This is a genomic window from Chryseobacterium sp. HNCC26DJ238 (genome assembly GCF_057180465.1).
This window is the reverse complement of sequence record NZ_JBXUGI010000003.1, coordinates 85,033-108,814: the sequence shown is the minus strand read 5'-3', so window position 1 is coordinate 108,814 and position 23,782 is coordinate 85,033. Positions and strand designations below refer to the sequence as shown.

The following is a 23,782-nucleotide window of genomic DNA, read 5'->3' as shown; positions in this document are numbered from 1 at the left end:
TTATATCAATCTGCATAATTTTCATTTGCAAAGCTATTTTATTCAGTAAAGGTCGATTTAAGAAATCATAATTTGAGTTCCATAACTGGTAAGAATCTATCCTTAATTGACGTTTCGACATGGCCTACTTTTATAAATCCGAAACTCTCATAAAATTTTTGTGCGTTCGGATCGGCATCCAGAATTATTCTTTTTGCTTTACTCTGTTTTATTTTTAACAAGAAATCTATCATTAATAGTTTACCATAACCTTTGCCGATATTTTCTGGCAAAACAAAAAGGTTATCAAGTCTCACAGTCTGTTCATCTACATTAAAATAAGAATAATAGGCTACGATTAAATCGTTGACCGATAGTTTGTAGACTTGATTGAATTGAATATAATCTGAGCTGACGGTTAATAAAGCAGACCATTTATTCATCTGTTCTTCAGAATATCCCCAATACGCCTTTGACTTTTTGGTAATTTCAGTTAACGTTTCATGCTCATTGGCATTTACCTGACTAATTTCTGTCATTACATATCATTTACTTTATCATGTTTTTTGTACTCTTCAAAAGAGTTATCTTACTTACGTAGGGAACAGATTCGTTTAGAAAACAATTTACAATTTAGCCGAGTTTCCAAGTTTATAATTTAGTTTTTGTGTTTCAAGACAAAAGAAAAACCTTCTCTAATCCAATAAGTTTAATCAGGATTTTTGTATTGATGAATTTTCTCTCTGATTTCATCGATAATTTTCTCATCATCAATCGTCGAAGGAATCTGAAATTCCTTATCATCAATAATCGTTCTGATGAGTTTTCTTAAAATTTTTCCTGAACGGGTTTTTGGAAGTCTTTTAACCACCATCACAGATTTCAAAAATGCAACAGCGCCGATTTTTTCCCTTACTTTGAGAATGATTTCCTTTTCAATATCTGTGTCTGAAATTTCAGCACCATTTTTTAAAACAACGGTTGCAAAAGGAACCTGTCCGCGCAAGTCATCATCAATTCCTACCACGGCGCATTCTGCAACATCTGGATGAGAGGAGACTATTTCTTCCATTTCTGAAGTGGAGAGCCGGTGTCCTGCAACATTGATGACATCATCAACCCTTCCCGTGATGAAAATATAATCATCTTCATCTTTTATTGCCCCGTCTCCCGAAAAATAATATCCTTTGTATTGTGACAGATAGCTTTTCTCAAAACGTTCATAATCATTCCAGATTCCCAACATCGCTCCCGGGGGAAGCGGAAGTTTAATAACTAAATATCCTTCTTTATGTTCGTTTAATTCGTAACCGTTTTCATCAAAAATTTTAATATCGTAACCGGGAATCGGTTTTCCCGCAGAAGCTCTCTTAATGCTATAATCATCATTGAAAGTCATCAGACCCAGCATCGGTGAGCCTGATTCTGTCTGCCACCAATGATCAATAGCAGGAACTCCGATGTGCTTTTCAAACCAGTCTAAAGTCGCCACATCACACCTTTCGCCTGCCAAAAACTGTTTTTTAAAACCTGTTAAGTCATATTGCTTTACCAATTCTCCATCAGGATCCTCTTTTTTTATTGCGCGAATGGCTGTAGGAGCTGTAAACATAGCAGATACTTTATATTCCGAGATAATTCTCCAGAAAGTTCCTGCATCAGGAGTCATAATAGGTTTTCCCTCAAAAATGATGGTGGTATTTCGATTAAGCAAAGGCCCGTAAACGCTGTAACTGTGACCAACTGCCCAGCCAAAATCGGAAGCTGCCCAAAATGTTTCGCCCGGCTCAATGCCATAAATATATTTCATTGAAAATTTCAGTGCCGTAGCATAACCTCCTGTATCCCTCGTGATTCCTTTCGGCTTTCCAGTTGTTCCGGAAGTGTAAAGAAGGTACAATGGATGATTTGACTCTACCGAAACACATGCTGCAGGCTCTGACTTCCCGACCAGTTCTTCATAATCAATAATGCCTGCAAACATTTCGTCCTGATTATCTGCTAATTTCCTGTTGAAAACAATAATATTTTCAACTTTATCCTGCGCCAGTTCAATTGCTTTTTCCACTAAAGGTAAATAAGGAATTCTTTTGGCAATTTCAATGCCGGCGGTAGCTGTGATCAATGCTTTCGGCTTACAGTCGTCAATTCTCACCACCAGTTCATGGGGTGCAAAACCACCGAAAACAACATTGTGAATTACCCCAATCCTTGCACATGCCAACATCGAAAATAACGTCTGCGGAATCATTGGCATATAGATAACTGCAGTATCACCTTTTTTCAGACCCAAAGAAACCAAACCTCCCGCTAATTTTGAAATCTCTTCCTTTACCTGATTAAAAGTATATTTTATTTTCTGATCAGTAACCGGAGAATCATAAATGACCGCAATTTCTTCCCCGAAACCATCTTCAATATGTTTGTCAACGCACAGATAAGACATGTTTAATTTTCCATCCTTAAACCATTGATTATAGCTGTTACCGTCTTTTGAAATAATCTGATCCGGAAATTCAAACCATGAAATTCCATGAGCCTGATCTTTCCAGAACTGCTCTCTGTCCTCTATGCTTTGTCTAAATAAATCGTCTGTATTCATAATTGTTGTGTTTGTTTTTAAACACTCATTGAAGTAATTTTTTTACGAATTTCACCGATCTTTCAACTGATTCGTTTACATCCGTATTAATATTTGTGTTTAATGATTAAGCAGTTCTTCAATCTGAGAAATCAGTTTTTTTATTGAATAAGGCTTTGTCACATACGCATCAGCGCCCATATCCATCCCTTTTTCAATATCTTTCGGATTGTTTTTAGCGCTCAGGAAAAGGACTTTCGTATCACTGAGTGCTTCATTTTTTTTAATTTCTTCCAGCGTACTGTAACCATCAAGATTCGGCATCATGATGTCAAGTAAAATAACATCAGGAATCAGGGTCTTCAGGAATTCCAAAACCTCCGTTCCATCCCTGGCAATAAAAACTTCGTACCCAATTTTTCTGAAACTGTATTCCAGCGACATTAATATTTTATGTTCGTCATCAGCAATTAAGATCTTTTTCATTTATTTTCCCTTTTTTATTTTAGAGAACCCAAAGGTTCAATTTCAACTGTCCTTAGATAAAACGATGACATTCTATAATTCATTTAGATTCTAAACCATGTTTTTTCAATAATTCCATGAACTCTCTTTCGTAGCTTTTATTCTTATGATGTTGTTTCTGTTTTTTTATATAATTAATCATCATTTCTTTCTCTCGGTATGAACAGGTAAACGCTCCGTAACCTCCCTGCCAACCGGTAAATTCAGGAAATAATCCCGATCCTTTAATCCATAAATTGCTCGCAACCTTAATGTCTTTTACCAGACTGCTGAGATTTACACCTGGATGCAAATCGCATAAAATATGGATGTGATCCGGCATTCCGTTAATTCGGTATAATTTACATTTTTTATTGTTTAAAATACCCCAAATATATCTGTAAAGTTCTAATTCATTCTTTTCATTAATCGTCGGTTTTCTGTATTTTGTCCCGAAAACGATATGATAAAATATTCGTCGATATGTTCCCATTTGTGTTTTTTTTATCTACTGTTGTTGAACCCTTCGGGTTCTGTGTCTCCGAGAGGTTTTACCTTCGGTTATTGCTGTTGAACCCTTCGGGTTCCTCCACAGGTTTTCACCTTTAGTTACTGTTGTTGAACCCTTCGGGTTTTGTGTCTCTGAGATGTTTTATCTGCGGTTACTGTTACTGTTGTTGATTCCTTCGGGTTCCTCTACAGGTTTTCACCTTTAGTTACTGCTGTTGAACCCTGCGGGTTATGTTTCTTCCATAAGTTTTTACCTTTAGTTACTGTTGTTGAACCCTTCGGGTTCTATGCTATCATCACCTCATCTTTTATCTGTCTTTGTCTTTGGCAGGATGATGGTAAAGGTTACGCCGAGTCCGCTGTTTTCTGCCTTTATGGTTCCATGATGCGCTTCAACAATTCTCCTTGATATAGCAAGACCAAGTCCGCTCCCCGTAGGTTTGATGATATTTTGATTTTTAGACTGGTAAAATTTATCAAAAATCATTTCTAAATCCTCTTCAGGAATGTTTTTTCCCGTGTTAAAGATTTTGATGACTAAAAAATCTTCTGCTTCGGAAAATTTTGTCTGTATTGTTCCCTGTTCATCTGTAAATTTTAATGCATTTCCCAGGATATTCTGAAACAGCTGAATCAATCTCGCTTCGTCGTATTCAAACACATAACGATTGAGCAGATCAACTTCACTCACATGAATTGATTTCTGGTGAATTAAATGCAGGATCGGGTTTAAAGATTTTTTATACGTCTCAATAATGTTATTTTCCTGAATGTTTAAAGCAATTTCTCCATGCTGAAGTTTATCCAGGTATAAAATATCATTAATGATTTCACTGAGACGGTCAGATTCAGTGATAATGTTATTTAGAAATTCCTTTTTGATCTCTAAGGGGATATCATCGTCATCAGCCAGAATTTCTCCGGCGGAACGAATTGCCGTAATCGGAGTTCTCAATTCATGCGCTACAGAATCCAGAAAGTCATCTTTCTGACGGTCCTTTACAATTAAATTTTCGTTTGCGGCACTCAGGTCATTGGAGAGCTGTTTCAGTTCTTCAGATTTCTCCGTGAGTTTTTTGTTTAACGTAATATTTTCTTTGGATTCTTCCAGGATATTTAAAACTTCTTTTAAAGATATTTTATCTTCTTTAGTTACGCCCTCAATAAGAATTTTCGCAGAAGCCGTTCCTATTCTTCCTGCCAGGAGATTTTCTGAAAATTTGATAAATCTTGAATCTGCAGTTTCGGTCTGTGAATCAATGTTGTATTTAATGTTGAAAATCCGCATAGCCTGCACGGTTTTCTTTTTGCCTAAAAACCGTTCCAGAATATTTTGGATATCAGATACATAGGCTGTACCTCTCCAGATAAACGCATTTTCATGATTTTGAATATATTTATCTATGTCAACATAGAGTTCAGCGAAATTTCTTTCCCTGTAGTTTCCTTTCATACTGACCGACAGTATCGTAAACAAACCTGTATTGACTAAAAGAGACCAAAAGAAAATTTCCGGAATTCTGCTGAGATACGGAATACTGAAAAAGTCGAAAACATCATACATATCACGCAAAACACCCTTTAAATCCGAATTATAGGAAAAATAATACTGCGGAATAATCAATCCGAAGTAACAGATGATCAATCCTGCCAGCAATCCTGTCACTGCACCCTTATAGCTGCCCCTTCTCCAGAATATTGCCCCGAAAAATGCGGGTGCCAGTTGGGCTATGATGACAAAGGAAATTAATCCTACTGAATCTAAAGAAGTCTTCAGTATAAAATATTTGTAAAACGCAAATGCCATGATAATTAATCCGAAAATCGAAAATTTACGGATATTAGTAATATTTCTGGTATTCCGAATCTCATTTTCAGCTTTGAATTTCCCCAGCAAACCGTAGGGAATGATCAGGTTATTTGAAAGCATAATGGAAAGTGTTATAGCTGATATGATAATCATTGATATACATGAGCTCAGGCCTCCCAGAAATACTAAAACGGTGATCAGCGTATTGTCAAAATACTGAGGGATCAGGATAGAGTAGAATTCAGGATTTACGTTCTGTCCGGCGAAAATCAATCTTCCGCCCCAGGCAATCGGAAAGATGAAAACAGTAAAAATTAAAAGATAGAGCGGGAAAAACCAGATCGCCGTTTTGATATGTTTCTCCTGCCTGTTTTCAATAATGGCAGTATGAAACTGTCGGGGAAGAATGCAGATGGCTGATCCTGAGATCATGCAGAGCACCATCCAGTTCATGGCGCCTTCAACTCCGTTGAATGTATTTTTTGCCTTGAAATCCGGAAATTTGGCAGCTTTCTGATAAAGATCAGAAAATCCGTCAAAGGCGTAAAAGATTACGAAGAATCCCAGAATAATGATGAAAAATAACTTTAGGAAACTTTCAAGAGCAATGGCTGAAATAATTCCCAGGCGTTTTTCAGATGCATCGACATACCTGGTGCCATAATACGAAGAAAATACAGCAATTAAAATCACGACAAAAGTAGCGCTGTCCGTCAGGATATTTTGAGAAACTTTTGTTTCGGTAACCAGGTGAAAAGTTTCAGAAATCGCTTTGATCTGTAATCCGATATAAGGAATAATTGCAAAAAGGCAAACCAAAGTGATGATCGCGCTGAAGCTTCTGCTGTTGCCGTAACGCAAAGAAATAAAATCTGCCAGACTGCTGATTTTATTGACTCTCGATATTCTAACGATTCTTGTATTGATGTAGATCCAGGCCGGAATGACCATGATCGGACCGATGTAGATCGGTAAGTAGTTGAGTCCGCTCGTTGCTGCCACGCCGATACTCCCATAGTAGGTCCATGCTGTACAGTATACGGCAAGGGATAATGCATAGATGTAAGGATTATTGATCCAGATCTTGCTCTTTTTCTTCTCTGCCAGGTGAGCAACTAAGAATAAGAGGGCGAGGTAAATAAGGACAACGATAAATAATGCGAAACTACTCATCATATTTTTTTACGATTACAAAGGAAATCAGGATAGAGATCATCCATACAGCAAACAGGTAAATTAAAATCATCGGATAACCAAAAACTTCCTTTTCACTGTTGAAAAGCAGCGAAACCGGAATGCTGAAAGCGATAAGGAGGCCTACGCTCAGAATGATCAGTTTTTGTTCGTGACGTTTTTTCATATTTGATTACTGGTAATTGATTGATTTGAATGTTTGATGATTCCTTAATTTAAAAACACCTTTGTTTTATGTATCTGAATCAACTAACTAAAATTTAAATCTCTGTAATTTTTCACTAAATGAGGTGCTGATGTTATTTCAATATGCTCGAAGTTAAATTAAAAAATAGGTTAGTCCTAATAAAAGATAATTGATGAACAGACCTCAGTCATTCATCAATTATCATCTATGATTTATATTTTATCTCTCATCAGAATATTCACCTGTTAAAGAATAATATCCGAAGATTGCCATCCCGCCTGTGACGATCGGAACCAATACAAAAAGTATGATGATACCGAATACCAGGTCTTCCTGTTTTCCTGAGGTTATTTTAGGAATTCCCATCACTGTAATTCCGAAGTAGGCTACTACAAGGGCAACCAGAATCCATACAATGCCTAATATTTTTTTTAATCCGTTCATTTTAGTAGATTTAAAATTAGTAAATTTTTAAGTGATTATCCCTATTAGTCGTGGATATTGTTGTTCTTGTTTTTAAGGTAGATCAATCCGATCACTAAGCAGACTGCGGCAACCCCTATCGGATACCAGAGTCCTTCCAGATACCATGTGGGATGACCTGCGTCTTTTCCTGAAGTTACCAGATACGTAGCAACCGCGGGAAGCAATCCTCCAAAAACCCCATTACCAATGTGATAAGGTAAAGACATTGAGGTGTAACGTATTCTCACCGGGAACATTTCAACTAAAAATGCTGCAATCGGACCGTACACCATAGTTACAAAAATTACCTGAATAAATACCAGGAATACCAGATACCATCTTGTATCGTCGTTCAGGGTAATGGCTGTGGTAACTTTTGGCTCTTCTGCTTTTCCGTCTTTCATTACAGGACCTGTGGCTGACCAGTGTACAATACTGTCTTTTTTGATTAATGTTCCGTCTGTAAAAGCAGTTTCTTTGTGAAAACTTATTAAACTGTCTGATGCAATAGTTTTGTGGACAGTTGAAGTTCGTGTTTCTTTGATACCCTCACCGGCTACAGTTTTAGCTTCAATGTTAACACTTTTGTACATGGCGTCGTAAATAGGTCTGTAGGCCAGGATCGCAACCAGCATTCCTGTCATCATAATTGCTTTCCTGCCGATTTTATCAGAAAGCCATCCGAAGAATACAAAGAATGGTGTTCCCATCAATAATGCTGTTGCCATAAGGTAATCAACCTGCATCGAATTGATGTTCATTACTTTTTGAAGGAAACTCATGGCGTAAAACTGCCCTGTATACCATATAACTCCCTGTCCCATTGCAGCTCCGAATAACGCCAGTAACACAAATTTAAAATTGAACTTATTTCCGAAGCTTTCTTTTAAAGGATTTTTAGACGTTTTCCCTTCACTTTTTGCTTTGGCAAAAAGTGGAGATTCCTTCATGTTTTTTCTGATAAAATAAGAGACTCCAACCATCAAAATAGAGATCCAGAAAGGAACCCTCCATCCCCATGAATCAAATTCTTCTGCAGAAAGTGTATTCTTGGTAATTAGAATTACAATCAGGGAAATAAATAATCCAGCTGTTGCAGTAGTCTGTATCCAGGAAGTCCAGTATCCTCTTCTATGGGGCTGTGAGTATTCTGCTACGTAGGTTGCAGCACCTCCATATTCTCCACCTAGTGCCAGTCCCTGTAGTAATCTCAGGATCAGAACCAAAACCGGAGCCATAAATCCTATGGTCTCATATCCCGGAATACATCCGATCAGGAAGGTCGAAAATCCCATGATTAATAAAGTTACAAGAAAAGTATATTTTCTTCCGATAATATCTCCCAGCCTGCCAAAAAACAGAGCTCCGAAAGGTCTTACTACAAATCCGGCAGCAAAGGTTGCCAGGGTAGATAAAAATGCTGCGGTAGGATTATCTGAAGGGAAGAATTTTGTCGCCAGTACAACGGCTAAACTTCCAAAAATATAGAAATCATACCATTCTATCAAAGTTCCGAGAGACGATGCAGTGATGACACTCCAAATGGTGCGGTTTTTCTGCTTATCGGTCATATTCTCGTAAGCATCATGGTGTTGTTCGCTCATATCACTAGATTTTTTTTATTAATTATTAAATGGATTTTGTTTTTATAAGTAAATCTGAAGTTGTATAATAAACTCTCCCTTGGATGTAGGGCTTTCAGTTGGGCTTGTGTAAACAGGTCTTGTTGAATATTGAGTGGTGATTTTTGCGTGATGACCGTCTAGGAACCAATTGGCTCCAATGTCGAGTTGTGAAGAAGGTTTGTCAAACGCTTCGAAATCTTTGTAGGTATATGCGGCAAAAGGCTGGATTCTGATCTTCGGTTTCTCTGACTGGTTCGGCAGAAGTAAGCCTGCCTGAGCGTAAACAACATTTCCTGTTCCGATCATCGGCTGTAGATTTCCAGGACCTGCCAAAGCTCTCTGGCCGGTGAAATTAGGATCGTTGGCAGCGATGTTCATAGTTCCTAAATTTCTTATATAATTGGGCCCGAAATTATAATTATAAAATCCTGCATAGGCAGAAACGGCCATTTTGTTTTTGGCTTCACCAAGCGGAATGTCTGCAAAAGCATCTACAGAAAGCAGGGTAATGTCATGTTTTTCAATACTTGAATTCACTGAAGTTCGGGTACCTTCAGCCTGATGATAAAATCCTGCGCCGATATTGAATACTTTTTTTGTTCCTAGGTAGGATCCTACTTTAAAAGGAAGGAGATTGGATTCTGTATCTAAAAACTGGTATTCAAAATATCCGGCCTTAGACCAGTTAGGATTTCCGTTATTGTCTACTGCGACTTCATTTCCGGGAATTAAAGTGTTGACCGGAGCCAAATCTGTTGCGAAAGGTTTGTTTAAGCTCATCCGGTATTCAAACTTTCCGTATTTACCTTTGGCAAAAACTCCCATCTGTCTTGCAAACTGATCTGAATTATCAATCAGTGGCCAGCTGAAAACCGGAGAATCTAAAGTAAGAAAGTTAAGGGTTGATGCCATCGTCATCCGTGAAAGTCCCATATAGTAGTGAAGTCCGCCTCCTAAGGTTAAGCTGAATTTTCCTGCTTCACCCGGCATTACCACTGCATATTCATTCCATGCATCATGAAAGAACAGCTGTGGTTTCTTCCCATTACCATAGCCACCGGTTCCTGTGCTTCCTGTTGCGCCTCCGTTGATAAAAGTTTGATTATTGATTCCGATATGTGTCAAAATCATATAACGCTTCGTGATTTGAGCATATGCCAAAATACGTGCTCTTCGGTTTCCTACGTTCCATGTATTATCTGTGGCTTCACCACCAACCATACTTCCCGGGTTCATTTCTGTATTTCGTATCCAGAACTGATCCCATAAAATAAATCTGACATATTTATCTCCGTCCGGATTAAGATTTATTTTTAAACCATTTCCATAATCCGGAGAACCCTGACCATATACAGAACTGCTGATTAAAGCTAATCCAATAAAACTTAATATTTTCTTCATAAATTATTAATTTTTTGGCTGTTATTTTGTGAAAGCCAAATTGTAATTAATAATTTAGGTATGAAAATTTAATATATATTAGTGGTAATAGTATAGTTATTTGATAATCCTTTGATTTTATTAAGTCCTTTCGGGTTTCATATTAAGTAAGCATCATTAAATGGTTGCAGAAAAATTTTCCGTCTGATCTTCGCTGATAAAGAATGAATCTCCTGTGGCTAAGACTTTTTAATGAAATGTCTGAAGTTTTCGAATCCGGCGGCTGAGGTTCTCAAATTTTGGCAGCTGAGGTTCTCGAATCCGGTAGCTGAGGTTCTCGAAGCTGGTGGCTGACACTTCGAATCCATTGATAAGGCTGTTGGATCACTTGGCTGAGGTTTTTCAATCTGGTGTGTGATATTCTCGAATCTGGTGTGTGAAGCTCTCAAACCTGGTGGCTAAGTCTCTCAAATCTAGTGTGTGATGTTCTCGAAGCTGGTGTCTGACACTCTCGAATCTGGCAGCTGAAACTCTCGAATCTGGTGGCTGAGGCTCTCAAATCTGGTGGCTGAGGCTCTCGAAGCCCCGTTATTTCTTAAACCTCTCCCATTTAATCAGCATATACTTGTCTGCAAACTGAGTGATAATCAACCCTGAGTCTTTGATGTTTTCTTCTCTGGAAATATATTCGATCAACTCGTTTTGTTTTAAAACTTTATATACCGGATGGAATTCGGAATGCGGAGGTCTGGTGATGTTATATTTTTTGATCCATGAGCTGACGGTAACATGAGAAACACCGATAATACGCTCTATTTCACGGAAACTCAATCCTTCGAGATAGAGTTGGAGTGCTTTGGTGACGTAGTAGTCATCTATTTTTTTTCCTAATTTTTTTACGGTGAAATAATAGTTACAATCTTTACAAAGGAATCTCTGCTTCTCATTGATGATGCCGCTTTTAACGACCTTTTCACTTCTGCATTTCGGACATAGATTTTCCATATATATTATTTTAGCAAATATATAACAATTTAGCAAATTGGTATTTTAATATTAAGATATATTATCTTTAAATAATAGTTAATACGATAAAATTATCTTTTTTATTTGCATTTTAAAGTTATTATGTTTTAAATTTGCTGAAAAATTCAGATAAATAGATGGAAATACAAGTTTCCTCATGCGAACACTTAGTGTATGTGAGTGAAATACAGCAGGAGATGTATGATTCTGCTCAGCGTCGGGGAACGGGGATCGCAAAACGTTCTGTCGAATATTTAAGTAAAAAAATTTCAGAGGGCAACGCAGTGGTGGCTACTGAAAACGGAGCGTGGGTAGGATTTTGTTATATAGAAACCTGGTCACATGGTCAGTTTGTAGCTAACTCCGGTCTTATCGTATCTCCTGATTTCAGGCACCGGGGAACGGCAACGCTTATTAAGGAAAGGGTGTTTGCATTATCACGGGAAAAATTTCCCAATGCAAAAATATTTGGTTTGACTACGGGACTTGCGGTGATGAAGATCAACAGTGATTTAGGGTATAAGCCTGTCATTTATTCTGAATTAACTCAGGATGAGGATTTTTGGAACGGCTGCAAAAACTGTGTAAACTATGAAATTTTAATGAAAAAAGAACGTAAAAACTGTCTCTGTACAGCGATGCTTTTCGTTCCTGATAATAATAAAGTAAATGAGTTGGTGAAAGATCAACCCGAAAATGAATATAAAAATGAGCAAGAAGGTAATCTTAGCATTTAGTGGAGGGTTAGATACTTCCTACTGTGCTAAATATTTGAGTGAGACTCTTGGCTATGAAGTCTATGCAGTTACTGTAAACACCGGCGGTTTTTCTAAAGAAGATGAAAAAGAACTGGAAAGGAAAGCCCTGAATCTTGGGGTGAAACAATACAGGTGTGTAGATGCTCAGGAAGATTACTATAATTCCTGTGTGAAATATCTGATATTCGGAAATGTATTGAAAAACAATACTTATCCTTTATCTGTAAGTGCAGAGCGCACCATTCAGGCTCAGGAAATAGCAAAGTATGCCATTGAAACAGGTGCTGACGCTATAGCTCACGGAAGTACAGGAGCCGGAAATGATCAGGTTCGTTTTGATCTTATTTTTCAGGTGATGTGTCCGAATGTAGAAATTATCACACCTATCCGTGATCAGGAACTGTCACGTGAAGAAGAAATCGAGTTTCTGATAAACCATGGTTATGAAATGGAGTTTCATAAAGCACAGTATTCAGTGAATAAAGGACTTTGGGGAACTTCAGTAGGAGGAAAAGAGACGCTAACTTCAAGAAATTATCTGCCTGAAGAGGCGTTTCCTTCTCAGGTTAAAGAAACTCAATCATCAGAACTCGAAATTGAGTTTGAGAAAGGAGAAGTTACAGCGGTAAATGGAGAAAGTTTTGAGCATCCTGTTTATGCGATCCAGAAAATTGAAGAACTGGCATCGGCTTATGGCATCGGACGTGATATTCATGTCGGAGATACGATTGTCGGAATTAAGGGCAGGGTAGGATTTGAAGCGGCAGCGGCATCCGTTATTATCAAAGCCCATCATTTACTGGAAAAGCATACCCTTTCGAAATATCAGCAAATGATGAAATCCCAGTTATCCGATTGGTATGGTAACTGGCTTCATGAAGCACTTTTCCTGGATCCTGTAATGAGAAATATCGAATCATTTTTAGTGGATTCTCAAAAATCGGTAAGCGGAAAAGTTTTTCTGACCCTTCATCCTTACAGGTTTATCTTAAATGGAATTGAATCTCAACATGATTTAATGTCTGACAAATTCGGAAGTTATGGAGAGGCCAACAAAGCATGGACGGGTGATGATGTGAAAGGTTATACAAAAATTGTTAGCAATTCCCTGAATATCTATCACCAGATCAATTCAGGGTTATGACAGACCATACAAAGGTTCAATAAAGTTACTACAGATATTGCCCGTGAAGGTGAATTTAATCCTTCAAAAAACCCGTAGGGTTCAATAGTAGTAACCATAGGTGGAAACCTATGGATAAAGCATGAAACTCCAGAGGGACCAATAGTTATATCCTATGTGTATGAAATCTAGTAGGTCATCTACCAACAAACCCGTAGGGTTCAATATACTGACGGCGGATGAAACCTGTGGATAAAGCAACGAACCGGGAGGGTTCAACTATAGTAACGACAGGTAAAACCTGTAGATAACAGGTAAAACCTGTACAGAAGAAAAATGAAAAAACAAATAGGAATCATCGGAGCCAACGGTTATACAGGAAGTGAACTGGTACGCTTACTGGCTTTTCATCCCCATGTGACATTGAGTTTTTTATATAGTCGTTCGAATTCGGGGACAAAAATTTCGGATTTGTACCCGGATTTAACGACGGTTTGTGAAATGGTTTTGACTGATAAGCCCGAAGAGGTAGATGTTCTTTTTTTATGTCTTCCGCATAAGGAAAGTCAAAAGTGGTTAACTGAAAATTCAGTTAATGATGAGACTCTGGTTATTGATCTGGGAAATGATTTCCGTTTAGAAGGGAATTTGGAAAACAGATATTTTATCTATGGATTGCCTGAAGTTAATAAAAAACAACTGGCAGGCGCAAAAAGTATTGCCAATCCGGGATGTTTTGCAACAGCCATTCAACTGGCTTTGCTGCCATTAGCAGAAAAAGGACTGTTGCAGGAAGTCTTTACTACAGGGATTACGGGCTCTACAGGTGCCGGACAGTCTTTGCAGGCAACGACTCATTTTACCTGGAGAAATGATAATGTTTCGGCGTATAAAACTTTAACTCATCAGCATGTAGATGAGATTTTACAACAGCTGATTTCATATAATAATAAAGAAGTAAATCTGAATTTTGTTCCATGGAGAGGCGATTTTGCGAGAGGAATTTTTACGAGTTCCACAATGAAGACGGATCTGGAGTTGAAGGAAATAGAACAATTGTATCAGGATTTTTATGCAGAGGAGCCTTTTGTTACGGTAAGCAGCAGGGCGGTTGATTTAAAGCAGGTTGTCAATACCAATCGCTGTGTGATTCAGATCGAGAAGAGTGGAAATGTTGTTGTTATTCACTCAGCGATTGACAATTTGTTGAAAGGGGCTTCCGGACAGGCAGTACAGAATATGAATCTGGCCATGGGCTGGGAAGAGAATGCAGGCCTGAATTTGAAGCCAATAGCCTTTTAAATTGACAATAAGTAATTGAGAATTTTAAACAGGAAGTACATCCGACTTAGGAAAATGGGGGCAGTAGAAAATTAATTCTATGAGTGTTAAGAGAATTTTACAGTTTGAAGTGCAGGGAGAATAAGAATTAAAGAGTGCCTTCGGATTTTGTGCAAGTTTTAGAATTTTTTAGAGAGCAGAACTAATTTTTAGCGGAAGTTTCCAGGTTTTGAACTTCGGTTTCTTTTGAGACAAAAGAAAATTTTTTAAAAAACAAAAAATGAATTTATTCAACGTATATCCATTATTCAATATCAACCCGGTCAAAGCTCAGGGATCATTTCTTTGGGATGATAAAGGTATTAAATACCTTGATTTTTACGGGGGGCATGCGGTCATTTCAATCGGACATAATCATCCACACTATCAAAGTCAGCTGAAGAATCAGTTAGATAAGATATCTTTTTATTCAAACTCTGTTCAGAATGATTTGCAGACAGAGCTGGCTGAGAAATTGGGAAAACTTTCCGGCTGTGAAGATTACAGCCTGTTTCTATGTAACTCCGGAGCGGAAGCCAATGAAAATGCATTGAAACTGGCTTCCTTCCATAATGGGAAAAGCAAAGTGCTGTATTTTTCAGGTTCATTTCACGGCAGAACTTCGGCAGCGGTCTCAGTGACCGACAATCCAAAAATAGTAGCTCCTGTGAATTATGACGAAAGATTTATCAGGTCTGAATGGAATGATATCGGACAGCTTGAAGAAGTTTTTGAACAACAGGGAGATGAAATTACTTCTGTGATCATCGAAGGAATCCAGGGAGTTGGAGGAATTATGATTCCGACAGTTGAATTTTTAACTAAAGTAAAAGAATTATGTGAGAACTATAACGCTGTTTTGATTATGGATGAAGTCCAGTCAGGTTACGGAAGAAGCGGATATTTCTTTGCTCATCAGGAATTTGGAATTGAAGCGGATATTATCACTACAGCAAAAGGAATGGGAAACGGTTTCCCGATCGGAGGTGTGTTGATCCACCCGAAATTCCAGGCAAGTTATGGATTATTGGGGACAACTTTTGGTGGAAACCATCTGGCGTGTGTGGCTGCAATCTCTGTTCTGGATGTTATGAAAGAGGAGAAGCTCATCGAAAATGCTCAGGAAATGGGAAGGTATATTGAAAATGAAATTAAAGATTTCGAACATATAAAAACAATTCGGAGGAAGGGTTTAATGATCGGAATCGAACTCGACAGGGACTGTTCTGAAGTGAGGAATAACCTGTTGTACAATCATCATATTTTTACAGGAAACTCCAATGATAAGGCGGTATTGAGAATTCTCCCGGCGCTTAACATTAAAAAAGAAGAAACCGATCTGTTCATCGGTGCTTTAAAAACTGTTTTAGAAAATCTCTGAATTTAATGAACCACAAAGTCGCAAAAGTTGATAGGCTTTGAAGAAATGATAAACATTTTAATAGGGTAAAGCTTATCGAAAATCTTTGATTTTCACCTTAGGTTCTCCTATTTCGAAGTTTTTAAACTTAAATCCAATGTGACTTCTGTGTTAAAAACTTCTGTGCTAAAAACAAATAGAAAATGAAAAAATTCACCTCTGTAAGTGACGTTAAAAACGTACAGGAAATTATAGAAAAAGCTTTACATATTAAAGCAAATCCCCTTTCGGAAACCGGGAAAGGAAAAGGGAAGACCATAGGACTTGTTTTTTTAAATTCAAGTCTGAGAACCCGTTTAAGCAGCCAGATTGCAGCGCAGAATTTAGGATTGAATGTTTTGACCCTGAATGCTGCACAGGAAGCCTGGAATCTAGAATTTGCGGATGGAGCGGTAATGAACGGTGATACGGTAGAGCATATCAAAGATGCTATTGAAGTTTTAAATCAATACTGTGATATCATCGCTGTAAGATGCTTTGCCGGAATGAAAAATAAAGAAGACGATGTCAACGAAAGTATTTTAAGCCAGTTTGAGCAGCATGCAAAAGTTCCTGTGATCTCTCTGGAATCGGCAACGCGTCATCCTTTACAGAGTCTCGCAGACTGTATTACCATCACAGAACACTGGAAGCATTCAGACGGGCACAGCGGGAAACGAAAACCAAAAGTGGTTCTCACCTGGGCCCCTCACATTAAGCCGATTGCTCATGCGGTAGGAAATTCTTTTGCTGAATGGATGCAGGAAATGGATGTGGAACTGGTTATTGCCAATCCCATCGGGTATGATCTGGATAAAAATTTCACAAAGGATGTACCGGTAGTTCATGATCAGGATGAAGCGTTGAAAGATGCCGATTTTATTTATGTGAAAAACTGGTCGTCTTTTGATGATTATGCTGAAATGCCTCAAGTGACGGAAAATTGGATGCTGACCAACGAAAAATTAGCCAATACCCGTCAGGCAAAGGTGATGCACTGCCTTCCGGTACGTCGGAATGTAGAATTGAGTGATGAGGTACTGGACGGTGAGAATTCCATTATCTACCGACAGGCCAAAAACAGGATTTTCTCTGCACAGGCTGTTTTCTCTGAAATTTTGGACGAATTGAATTCGAAATAAATTCCTCAGATAAACCTGAAGATTGAATACGCTAAAAACTAACTATAGTAAGATCAATGTTTGTTCTGAAAGAGTGATTTAGCAGGAAATCCTATCCATTCATTATATAACATACGATGAAAGATAAAATATACATTATTAAAATAGGGGGGGCTTTAATCGATGATGAGGAATTACTGAACGAATTTTTGCAGCAGTTTTCTGAAATAAAAGAAAGGAAAATTCTTGTTCACGGAGGAGGAAAATTAGCAACAACGCTGGCTGATAAACTGGGGATAGAACAGAAATTAATCAATGGTAGACGGATCACCGATAAGGATACCCTCGACATTGTCGCAATGGTGTATGCAGGAGGGATCAACAAAAACATCGTGGCAAAACTTCAGCAGAAAAAATGCAAAGCCATAGGTTTTTCAGGCGCAGATGCCAATTTAATTAAAGCAAAAAAAAGAGTGCATCCCGAGATCGATTTCGGTTTTGTGGGAGATATTGAAAAGAAAAGTATAAACAGGAAGTTGATTTCAAAACTGATCAGACTTAAGCTGGTGCCTGTCTTTTCAGCCATCACCCATGATAAGAAAGGAAACCTTTTCAATACGAATGCCGATACGATTGCTTCTGTTATTGCCCAGTCTCTGTCTTCAAAATATGATGTTGAATTACTGTATTGTTTTGATAAGCAGGGGGTACTGGAAAATGTGGATAATCCCGAATCTGTCATAAAAAATATTTCTGAAAAAGAATTTTCAGTGTTGAGAAATGAAGGGAAACTTCACAAAGGAATTTTGCCTAAACTGGAAAATGCTCTTGAAGCCGTAAAAAATAATGTCAGTAAAGTATTTTTGATCAAAGAGACACAACTTAAAAAACACATAGAAAATCATCATGCAGGAACTGAAATCTGTTTATAGAAAAGAAGAATTACTGGCTCATGCTGTCGAACTGCTGAAAAAATTAATCGAAACTCCCTCATTCAGCAAAGATGAATTCAATACGTCTGTGGAGATTGAAAAATTTTTTACGAAACACCAGATCCCCACAAAACGTTTTAAAAATAATATATGGGCAGTCAGTAAAAATTTTGATCCCCTGAAACCGTCAATTTTACTGAATACCCACCATGATACGGTAAAGCCTAATAAAGCATATACGCTTGATCCTTTTGTTCCGATCGAAAAAGACGGGAAATTATTCGGGTTGGGAAGTAATGATGCCGGAGCTTCTTTAGTTTCTCTTGCGCAGGTATTTTTATATTTCTACGCTGAAGAAAATTTAAAATACAATCTTGTGATCGCCTTGACTGCTGAAGAGGAAATTTCCGGGTTTGACGGGATCGAAGCTTTATTTCCACAGCTTCCGGATATTGAATTTGCTATAGTAGGAGAACCAACGCAGATGAATCTTGCGATTGCAGAGAAAGGTCTGTTGGTCATTGACGGGGAAATGAAAGGAACAGCCTCGCATGCTGCACATCCCAATAATGATCATGCAATTGTAAAATGTATGGAAGATCTGCAGCATATACTGGATTTCAGGTTTCCCAAAGTTTCGGATTATCTCGGAGAGGTTAAAATTACGCTGTCTGGAATTCATGCAGGCGTTCAGCATAATGTAGTCCCGGAAGCCTGCAAGTTTACTTTGGATGTGAGGGTTACTGATGAATATTCTAATAAAGAAGCATTTGAAATTATCAGTTCTGAGATGAAGTCAGAGCTGACGGCCAGGTCGTTCAGGCTTAATTCTTCAAAAATAGAAATGGATCATCCGTTTGTTCGTGCCGGTCTTGAAATCGGGAGGACAACTTATGGTTCTCCGACTTCATCTGATCAGGCAATTATTCCATGCACCTCAGTAAAAATAGGTCCGGGTGACAGTACACGTTCACATACCGCAGATGAATTCATCTATATAAAGGAAATAGAAGAAGGAATTGAGATCTATATTAAAATCTTAGAAAAGGTTTTATAGGCTTGAAGCTGAAAGAGGGATGACGGGAGTTTATAAAATTTTAGCCGGAGTTTCCAGTCTTGAATTTTTGTTTCTTTTGTTTCAAGACAAAAGAAAATTTTAAAATTAAAAAGAAAAATTATGAAAAAAATATGGCAGAAGGATGACCATGCTACCAATACATCAGTCAATAAATTTACAGTAGGCAAAGACCTTGATTTTGATGAACGTCTGGCAAAATATGATGTAAAAGGTTCAATGGCGCACTGTACAATGTTAGCGGAAGCCGGAATTATTTCCGGTGAAGAATCAAAACAGATGCTGTCTGTTTTGGAAGGAATTTTAAAAGATATAGAGAACGGGACTTTTGAAATTGATAAAAGTGCGGAAGATATTCATTCGCAGATCGAAGCTATCCTAATTGACAAACTAGGCGATACAGGAAAAAAAATCCATACAGCACGTTCGAGAAATGACCAGGTTTTATTGGATATCAAACTGTATTTATTGGATGAGATCCGTGAAATAACAGCATTGACAGATCAATTCTTTCGGATTTTAATCCAGCTGGCAGAACAGCATAAAAATGTACTGCTTCCCGGTTACACCCATTTACAGATTGCAATGCCCTCATCATTTGGGCTGTGGTTTGGCGCTTACGCAGAAGCATTGGTGGATGATGTCGAAATGCTGTTTTCGGTAAAAAATATCATTAATAAAAATCCTTTGGGTTCTGCGGCAGGCTATGGTTCGTCTTTTCCAATAGACCGTGAAAGCACTACCTATAACCTGGGATTTCAGGCAATGAATTATAATTCGGTGTATGCGCAGATGACCCGTGGGAAATCTGAGAAAATGCTGTCGATGGCTATGGCAACGTTAGCGGGAACTTTAGGGAAATTTGCGTACGATGTCTGTTTATATTTAAGCCAGAACTTTGATTTCATCAGCTTTCCAAAAGAATTTACGACCGGAAGCAGCATTATGCCACATAAGAAAAATCCTGATATTTTTGAACTGGTCCGTGCACGATGTAACAGAATTCAGTCTTTGCCGAATGAGTTTATTCTTTTGACCAGCAATCTTCCTTCGGGCTATCATAGAGATATGCAGCTTACGAAAGAAATTCTTTTCCCGGCGATTGATTCTTTAAAGGAATGCCTGGAAATTTTAACGTACACATTACCGAATATCCAGGTTAAAGATGGAATTTTGGAAGATGAAAAGTATCAATATCTTTTCAGTGTTGAGAAAATCAATGAAGAGGTAAAAAACGGAAGTTCGTTCCGTGATGCCTATGTGAAGGTAGGGCAGGAGATTGAAAATAACGAGTTTGATTTTGAAATCAAAAATCTCAATCATACCCATCAGGGAAGTATCGGAAATCTTTGTTTAGATAAAATTGAATATCAGTTTAATAAGTTGAAGAATAAGTTGTTGGGATAGTCAAAATGATCATCTTCCTGCATCATTTTTCCAGTTCTTCAATCTTATAATTTTTCAATCCTTCAATTCTTAAATCTTTCAATCCTTTAATTTAATACAAAATTCATTAATTCAGAAATCAAATAGTATCTACCCCAAATCAATCTTAAACTTGGTAGACTTTTTCACTTCATGAAGAACAATAGAACTGTGATACTGCCCAATATTCGGAATATTTGAAATCACGTTAACAGCAAAATCATTATAAGAATTGATGTCTTTGGCAACAATCTTCAGCATATAGTCGTATTCACCGGAAAGACTGGTGATTTCCTGAACTTCATCGTATTTTCCAATGTTCTTTTCGAACATTTCAAGAACTTTCTGAGACTGTTCTTTCAGTCGGATATTGCAGTAGACAACGAGATTGAGGCCTAATTTTTCCCGATTCAGAATACCTACATATTTCTCAATAACTCCCTGTTTTTCCAATTGCTTGATACGTTCATAGGTGGGAGTAAAGGTCAGTCCTATTCTCTCAGAAATTTCCTTTACCGAGAAAGTAGAATCTTCCTGAATGATGCTGAGAATTAACCTGTCTTTTGCGTCCATAAACTGTATTTGTATGTTAACAAAAATATTAAGAAAAAATGAGAATAACCAATGAATGAAGTTTTTTAATTTTTTTAAATTTTGACTTTGTCATGTCGCTGAAATGATATATCTTTGCACCTAATGAATAACACAGTATTTATATCATTAGAATTACCGGGCGTAGACGCCCTTTACGATATTTATTTATTTTAAGCGAAGATATTTTCTTCGCTTTTTTTTTGTGAAAAATTAAGAGATTATGTTTACGATTACTGAACTAAGTACAGAGAAAATCAACAGGATACTGACAGAAGCTTTAGCTTTTGCGAATGGGAAAACTGCAAAAATCGAAGGGGAAGTTTTTTGTTCAAATCTATTTTTTGAAGACAGTACCAGAACAAAAACAAGCTTTGATATCGCAGAAAGAAAACTGGGCTTGCAGGTCGTTCCGTTTGATGCATCTCACAGTTCTGTCAATAAAGGTGAAAGTTTATACGATACTGTAAAAACAGTAGAAAGTATAGGAGTAGACCTGGTGGTAATCAGGGATAAAAAAGACAGGTATTTTGAAGAGTTAAAAAATATAACGATTCCTGTCATCAATGGCGGTGACGGCACGGGGAATCATCCTTCGCAGTGTATGCTGGATCTGCTGACTATTTACCAGGAATTTGGGAAGTTCGAAGGTCTGAAAATAGGAATTGTCGGAGATGTAAAGCACAGCCGTGTAGCCAACTCCAATGCAGAGGCTTTGAGAAGGTTGGGGGCTAAAGTGTATTTTTCGGGTCCTGAACAGTGGTTTGACGAAGGAGCGCTGATCAACGGAACCTATCTTTCTGTCGATGAAATGATTCATGATGTGGATGTTCTGATGCTGCTGAGAATTCAGCATGAAAGACATGATTCCAAAGCGAGTTTTTCAGCTTCTGAATATCACCGTAAATACGGACTGACAAAAGAGAGAGAAAAGACCATGAAGAAAGAGGCCATTATTATGCATCCTGCTCCGATCAACAGAGGGGTAGAGATTGATACAGATTTGGTGGAATGTGAACGTTCAAGAATTTTTAAGCAAATGCAGAACGGAGTTTTCGCAAGAATGGCAATTATCAAAAATGCCCTGGAAGAAAAAGGATTTACATTTAAATAAAGGAGATTCGGATTACGGATTTTCCAATTAAGGAAAAAAACTCAATTTCCCTCCTCTGGAAGGTTGGCAAAAATTCAAAGGATTTTTTGACGGGTGATTAAGTGAGTAGAAAAAAGTAGAAAATAGAAATAAAGATAAAAGTTAACATGAAGAAAAAATTAATACTGGAGTCCGGTGAAGTATTTCATGGAGAAGGTTTCGGAGCAGAATTGGAAACAGCAGGAGAGGTGGTTTTCAATACCGGAATGACGGGATATCAGGAATTGATTTCTGACCCGTCATACTGTGGTCAGATTGTCTGCATGACGTATCCGCTGATAGGGAATTACGGGATCAACCGTGATGATTACGAAAGCATTGAGCCTGCAATCAAAGGTCTTATTGTAAAGGAAATCTGCGATTTACCTTCCAATTTCCGTACACAGATTACGTTAGACGAATTATTTAAAAAGAAAAACCTTTCCGGAATTTCGGGTATTGATACCAGAAGACTGACCAGAATTCTTCGTAATTCAGGGGTGGTAAAAGGAAAAATCGTTAATGCTGATGCAGACGAAAACACGATTGTTGAAGAATTAAAATCGACGACTTTCCCTACGAACCAGGTGGAGCAGGTTTCTACAAAAACCTCTTACGCAAATCCGGGAAGAGGACTGAAAGTAGTATTGGTGGATTTTGGATCTAAATTAGGGATTATCAGGGAATTGTCACAAAGAAACTGTGATATTATTGTCGTTTCACAGGATACTACAGCAGAAGAAATCCTGTTGATGGATCCGGACGGAATAATGTTATCCAATGGTCCCGGAGACCCTGAAGACAATCAGCAGGCTTTGGAAATGATCCGTGGATTATTAGGAAAAGTTCCCATCTTCGGAATCTGCTTAGGACACCAGCTGATCGGTTTGGCCTGCGGTGCGAAAACCTTTAAGTTGAAATTCGGGCACCGTGGAGGTAACCACCCGGTTTTAGATCTGGAGAAAAACAAAGTGGCAATCACTTCTCAAAACCATGGCTACGCCGTTGATCAGGAAAGTCTTAAAGATACAGATTTGATTGAGACTCATATCGCATTAAATGACAGGACAAATGAAGGCTTGAAACACAAGATTCATCCTTGCTTCTCAGTTCAGTATCATCCTGAAGCGAGCCCGGGACCTGAGGATGCTAATTATTTATTTGATGATTTTATCCAGTTAATGGAGGATTTTAAAAAATAATTTAGATTTCAGATAGTAGACATCAGATAACAGACATCAGATGACAGACATCAGATAACAGACATCAGATACTAGACTTTTTATATGCATAATTTTGAGAAATTAATTTTTTGGCAGAAATCAATAGAACTTGCAAAAGAGGTCTATATTATTTGTGCTGATTTACCAAAAGATGAAAAATTTGGTTTGATTTCTCAGATTAAAAGATCTGCAGTTTCAGTTCCGTCAAATATTGCGGAAGGAGCAGGAAGAAACAGTGACAGAGAATTTTATCATTTTCTTGGAATTGCCAATGCTTCCTCATTTGAATTACAAACTCAATTAATCTTAATTAGAGAGCTCAATTTACTAAATGCAGAAAAAGTCAACAGTTTAATATCAAATCTAAATGAAATTCAAAAAATGATTTACTCATTTAAATCTAATCTAAAAAAGTAAACACC

At 37.7% G+C, this 23,782-nt stretch carries 22 protein-coding genes; 11 read left to right on the top strand and 11 right to left on the bottom strand.

What is annotated here, in order from left to right; all coding sequences use genetic code 11:
• Positions 1–65: 65 nt before the first annotated feature.
• From AC2A07_RS03580 to AC2A07_RS03535, 10 genes are all read right to left on the bottom strand, one after another.
• The gene (locus AC2A07_RS03580; protein WP_484049244.1) at positions 66–518 is read right to left on the bottom strand and encodes a GNAT family N-acetyltransferase; all 453 of its coding nucleotides are present in this window, start codon (positions 516–518) and stop codon (positions 66–68) included.
• Between the two features lie 170 nt (positions 519–688).
• On the bottom strand, positions 689–2,581 hold the full coding sequence (locus AC2A07_RS03575; RefSeq protein ID WP_484049243.1) for an AMP-binding protein: 1,893 nt from the start codon (positions 2,579–2,581) through the stop codon (positions 689–691).
• 99 nt (positions 2,582–2,680) lie between these two features.
• Positions 2,681–3,046, bottom strand: a complete 366-nt coding sequence (locus tag AC2A07_RS03570) for a response regulator transcription factor (protein WP_484049242.1) — start codon at positions 3,044–3,046, stop codon at positions 2,681–2,683.
• 79 nt (positions 3,047–3,125) lie between these two features.
• Positions 3,126–3,557 (bottom strand): IS200/IS605 family transposase, encoded by a 432-nt coding sequence (tnpA, locus tag AC2A07_RS03565; RefSeq protein ID WP_484049241.1) that lies wholly within the window; start codon positions 3,555–3,557, stop codon positions 3,126–3,128.
• A gap of 318 nt (positions 3,558–3,875) precedes the next feature.
• Positions 3,876–6,557 carry an ATP-binding protein gene (locus AC2A07_RS03560; protein WP_484049397.1) on the bottom strand — a complete coding sequence of 894 codons (2,682 nt, stop codon included), beginning with the start codon at positions 6,555–6,557 and terminating at the stop codon, positions 3,876–3,878.
• Positions 6,550–6,744: a hypothetical protein gene (locus tag AC2A07_RS03555; RefSeq protein ID WP_314496113.1), complete on the bottom strand. Its 195-nt coding sequence runs from the start codon at positions 6,742–6,744 to the stop codon at positions 6,550–6,552. The genes AC2A07_RS03560 and AC2A07_RS03555 overlap by 8 nt, the downstream gene beginning before the upstream one ends.
• A 240-nt stretch (positions 6,745–6,984) precedes the next feature.
• Positions 6,985–7,209 carry a DUF6814 family protein gene (locus AC2A07_RS03550; RefSeq protein ID WP_484049240.1) on the bottom strand — a complete coding sequence of 75 codons (225 nt, stop codon included), beginning with the start codon at positions 7,207–7,209 and terminating at the stop codon, positions 6,985–6,987.
• A gap of 44 nt (positions 7,210–7,253) precedes the next feature.
• The gene (locus AC2A07_RS03545) at positions 7,254–8,834 is read right to left on the bottom strand and encodes an MFS transporter (RefSeq protein ID WP_484049239.1); all 1,581 of its coding nucleotides are present in this window, start codon (positions 8,832–8,834) and stop codon (positions 7,254–7,256) included.
• 42 nt (positions 8,835–8,876) lie between these two features.
• Complete coding sequence (locus tag AC2A07_RS03540) at positions 8,877–10,256, bottom strand: porin (RefSeq protein ID WP_484049238.1); 1,380 nt, start codon at positions 10,254–10,256, stop codon at positions 8,877–8,879.
• 567 nt (positions 10,257–10,823) lie between these two features.
• Positions 10,824–11,240: an IS1/IS1595 family N-terminal zinc-binding domain-containing protein gene (locus AC2A07_RS03535; RefSeq protein WP_484049237.1), complete on the bottom strand. Its 417-nt coding sequence runs from the start codon at positions 11,238–11,240 to the stop codon at positions 10,824–10,826.
• A 158-nt stretch (positions 11,241–11,398) separates the two neighbouring features.
• Between AC2A07_RS03535 and AC2A07_RS03530 the strand changes: the two genes are divergently transcribed.
• From AC2A07_RS03530 to argH, 8 genes are all read left to right on the top strand, one after another.
• A complete protein-coding gene (locus AC2A07_RS03530) occupies positions 11,399–11,998 on the top strand; it encodes a GNAT family N-acetyltransferase (protein ID WP_484049236.1) in 600 nt (199 codons plus the stop codon).
• Positions 11,970–13,163 (top strand): argininosuccinate synthase, encoded by a 1,194-nt coding sequence (gene argG, locus AC2A07_RS03525; RefSeq protein ID WP_484049235.1) that lies wholly within the window; start codon positions 11,970–11,972, stop codon positions 13,161–13,163. The genes AC2A07_RS03530 and argG overlap by 29 nt, the downstream gene beginning before the upstream one ends.
• Before the next feature lie 315 nt (positions 13,164–13,478).
• A complete protein-coding gene (gene argC, locus AC2A07_RS03520) occupies positions 13,479–14,444 on the top strand; it encodes an N-acetyl-gamma-glutamyl-phosphate reductase (protein ID WP_484049234.1) in 966 nt (321 codons plus the stop codon).
• A gap of 259 nt (positions 14,445–14,703) precedes the next feature.
• A complete protein-coding gene (locus tag AC2A07_RS03515; RefSeq protein WP_484049233.1) occupies positions 14,704–15,843 on the top strand; it encodes an aspartate aminotransferase family protein in 1,140 nt (379 codons plus the stop codon).
• A gap of 182 nt (positions 15,844–16,025) precedes the next feature.
• A complete protein-coding gene (locus AC2A07_RS03510) occupies positions 16,026–17,003 on the top strand; it encodes a Rossmann-fold NAD(P)-binding domain-containing protein (RefSeq protein ID WP_484049232.1) in 978 nt (325 codons plus the stop codon).
• A gap of 116 nt (positions 17,004–17,119) precedes the next feature.
• On the top strand, positions 17,120–17,914 hold the full coding sequence (argB, locus tag AC2A07_RS03505; protein WP_484049231.1) for an acetylglutamate kinase: 795 nt from the start codon (positions 17,120–17,122) through the stop codon (positions 17,912–17,914).
• Positions 17,889–18,971 (top strand): M20 family metallo-hydrolase, encoded by a 1,083-nt coding sequence (locus AC2A07_RS03500; protein ID WP_484049230.1) that lies wholly within the window; start codon positions 17,889–17,891, stop codon positions 18,969–18,971. Before argB ends, AC2A07_RS03500 begins: the two co-directional genes overlap by 26 nt.
• Positions 18,972–19,091: 120 nt before the next feature.
• Positions 19,092–20,396 (top strand): argininosuccinate lyase, encoded by a 1,305-nt coding sequence (argH, locus tag AC2A07_RS03495; protein ID WP_484049229.1) that lies wholly within the window; start codon positions 19,092–19,094, stop codon positions 20,394–20,396.
• A gap of 129 nt (positions 20,397–20,525) precedes the next feature.
• On the opposite strand, the gene AC2A07_RS03490 is transcribed toward argH, so the two are convergent.
• Complete coding sequence (locus AC2A07_RS03490; protein ID WP_484049228.1) at positions 20,526–20,987, bottom strand: Lrp/AsnC family transcriptional regulator; 462 nt, start codon at positions 20,985–20,987, stop codon at positions 20,526–20,528.
• A 241-nt stretch (positions 20,988–21,228) separates the two neighbouring features.
• Here AC2A07_RS03490 and AC2A07_RS03485 point away from each other — a divergent pair, with 241 nt between their 5' ends.
• The 3 genes from AC2A07_RS03485 to AC2A07_RS03475 all read left to right on the top strand — a co-directional run bounded on the left by AC2A07_RS03485 (position 21,229) and on the right by AC2A07_RS03475 (position 23,777).
• Entirely contained in the window at positions 21,229–22,119 is an 891-nt protein-coding gene (locus AC2A07_RS03485; protein ID WP_484049227.1) for an aspartate carbamoyltransferase catalytic subunit, read from the top strand.
• Between the two features lie 146 nt (positions 22,120–22,265).
• Positions 22,266–23,339: a carbamoyl phosphate synthase small subunit gene (locus tag AC2A07_RS03480; protein ID WP_484049226.1), complete on the top strand. Its 1,074-nt coding sequence runs from the start codon at positions 22,266–22,268 to the stop codon at positions 23,337–23,339.
• 84 nt (positions 23,340–23,423) lie between these two features.
• Positions 23,424–23,777, top strand: coding sequence for a four helix bundle protein (locus AC2A07_RS03475; protein WP_484049225.1), 354 nt, complete (start codon positions 23,424–23,426; stop codon positions 23,775–23,777).
• Positions 23,778–23,782 lie beyond the last annotated feature (5 nt).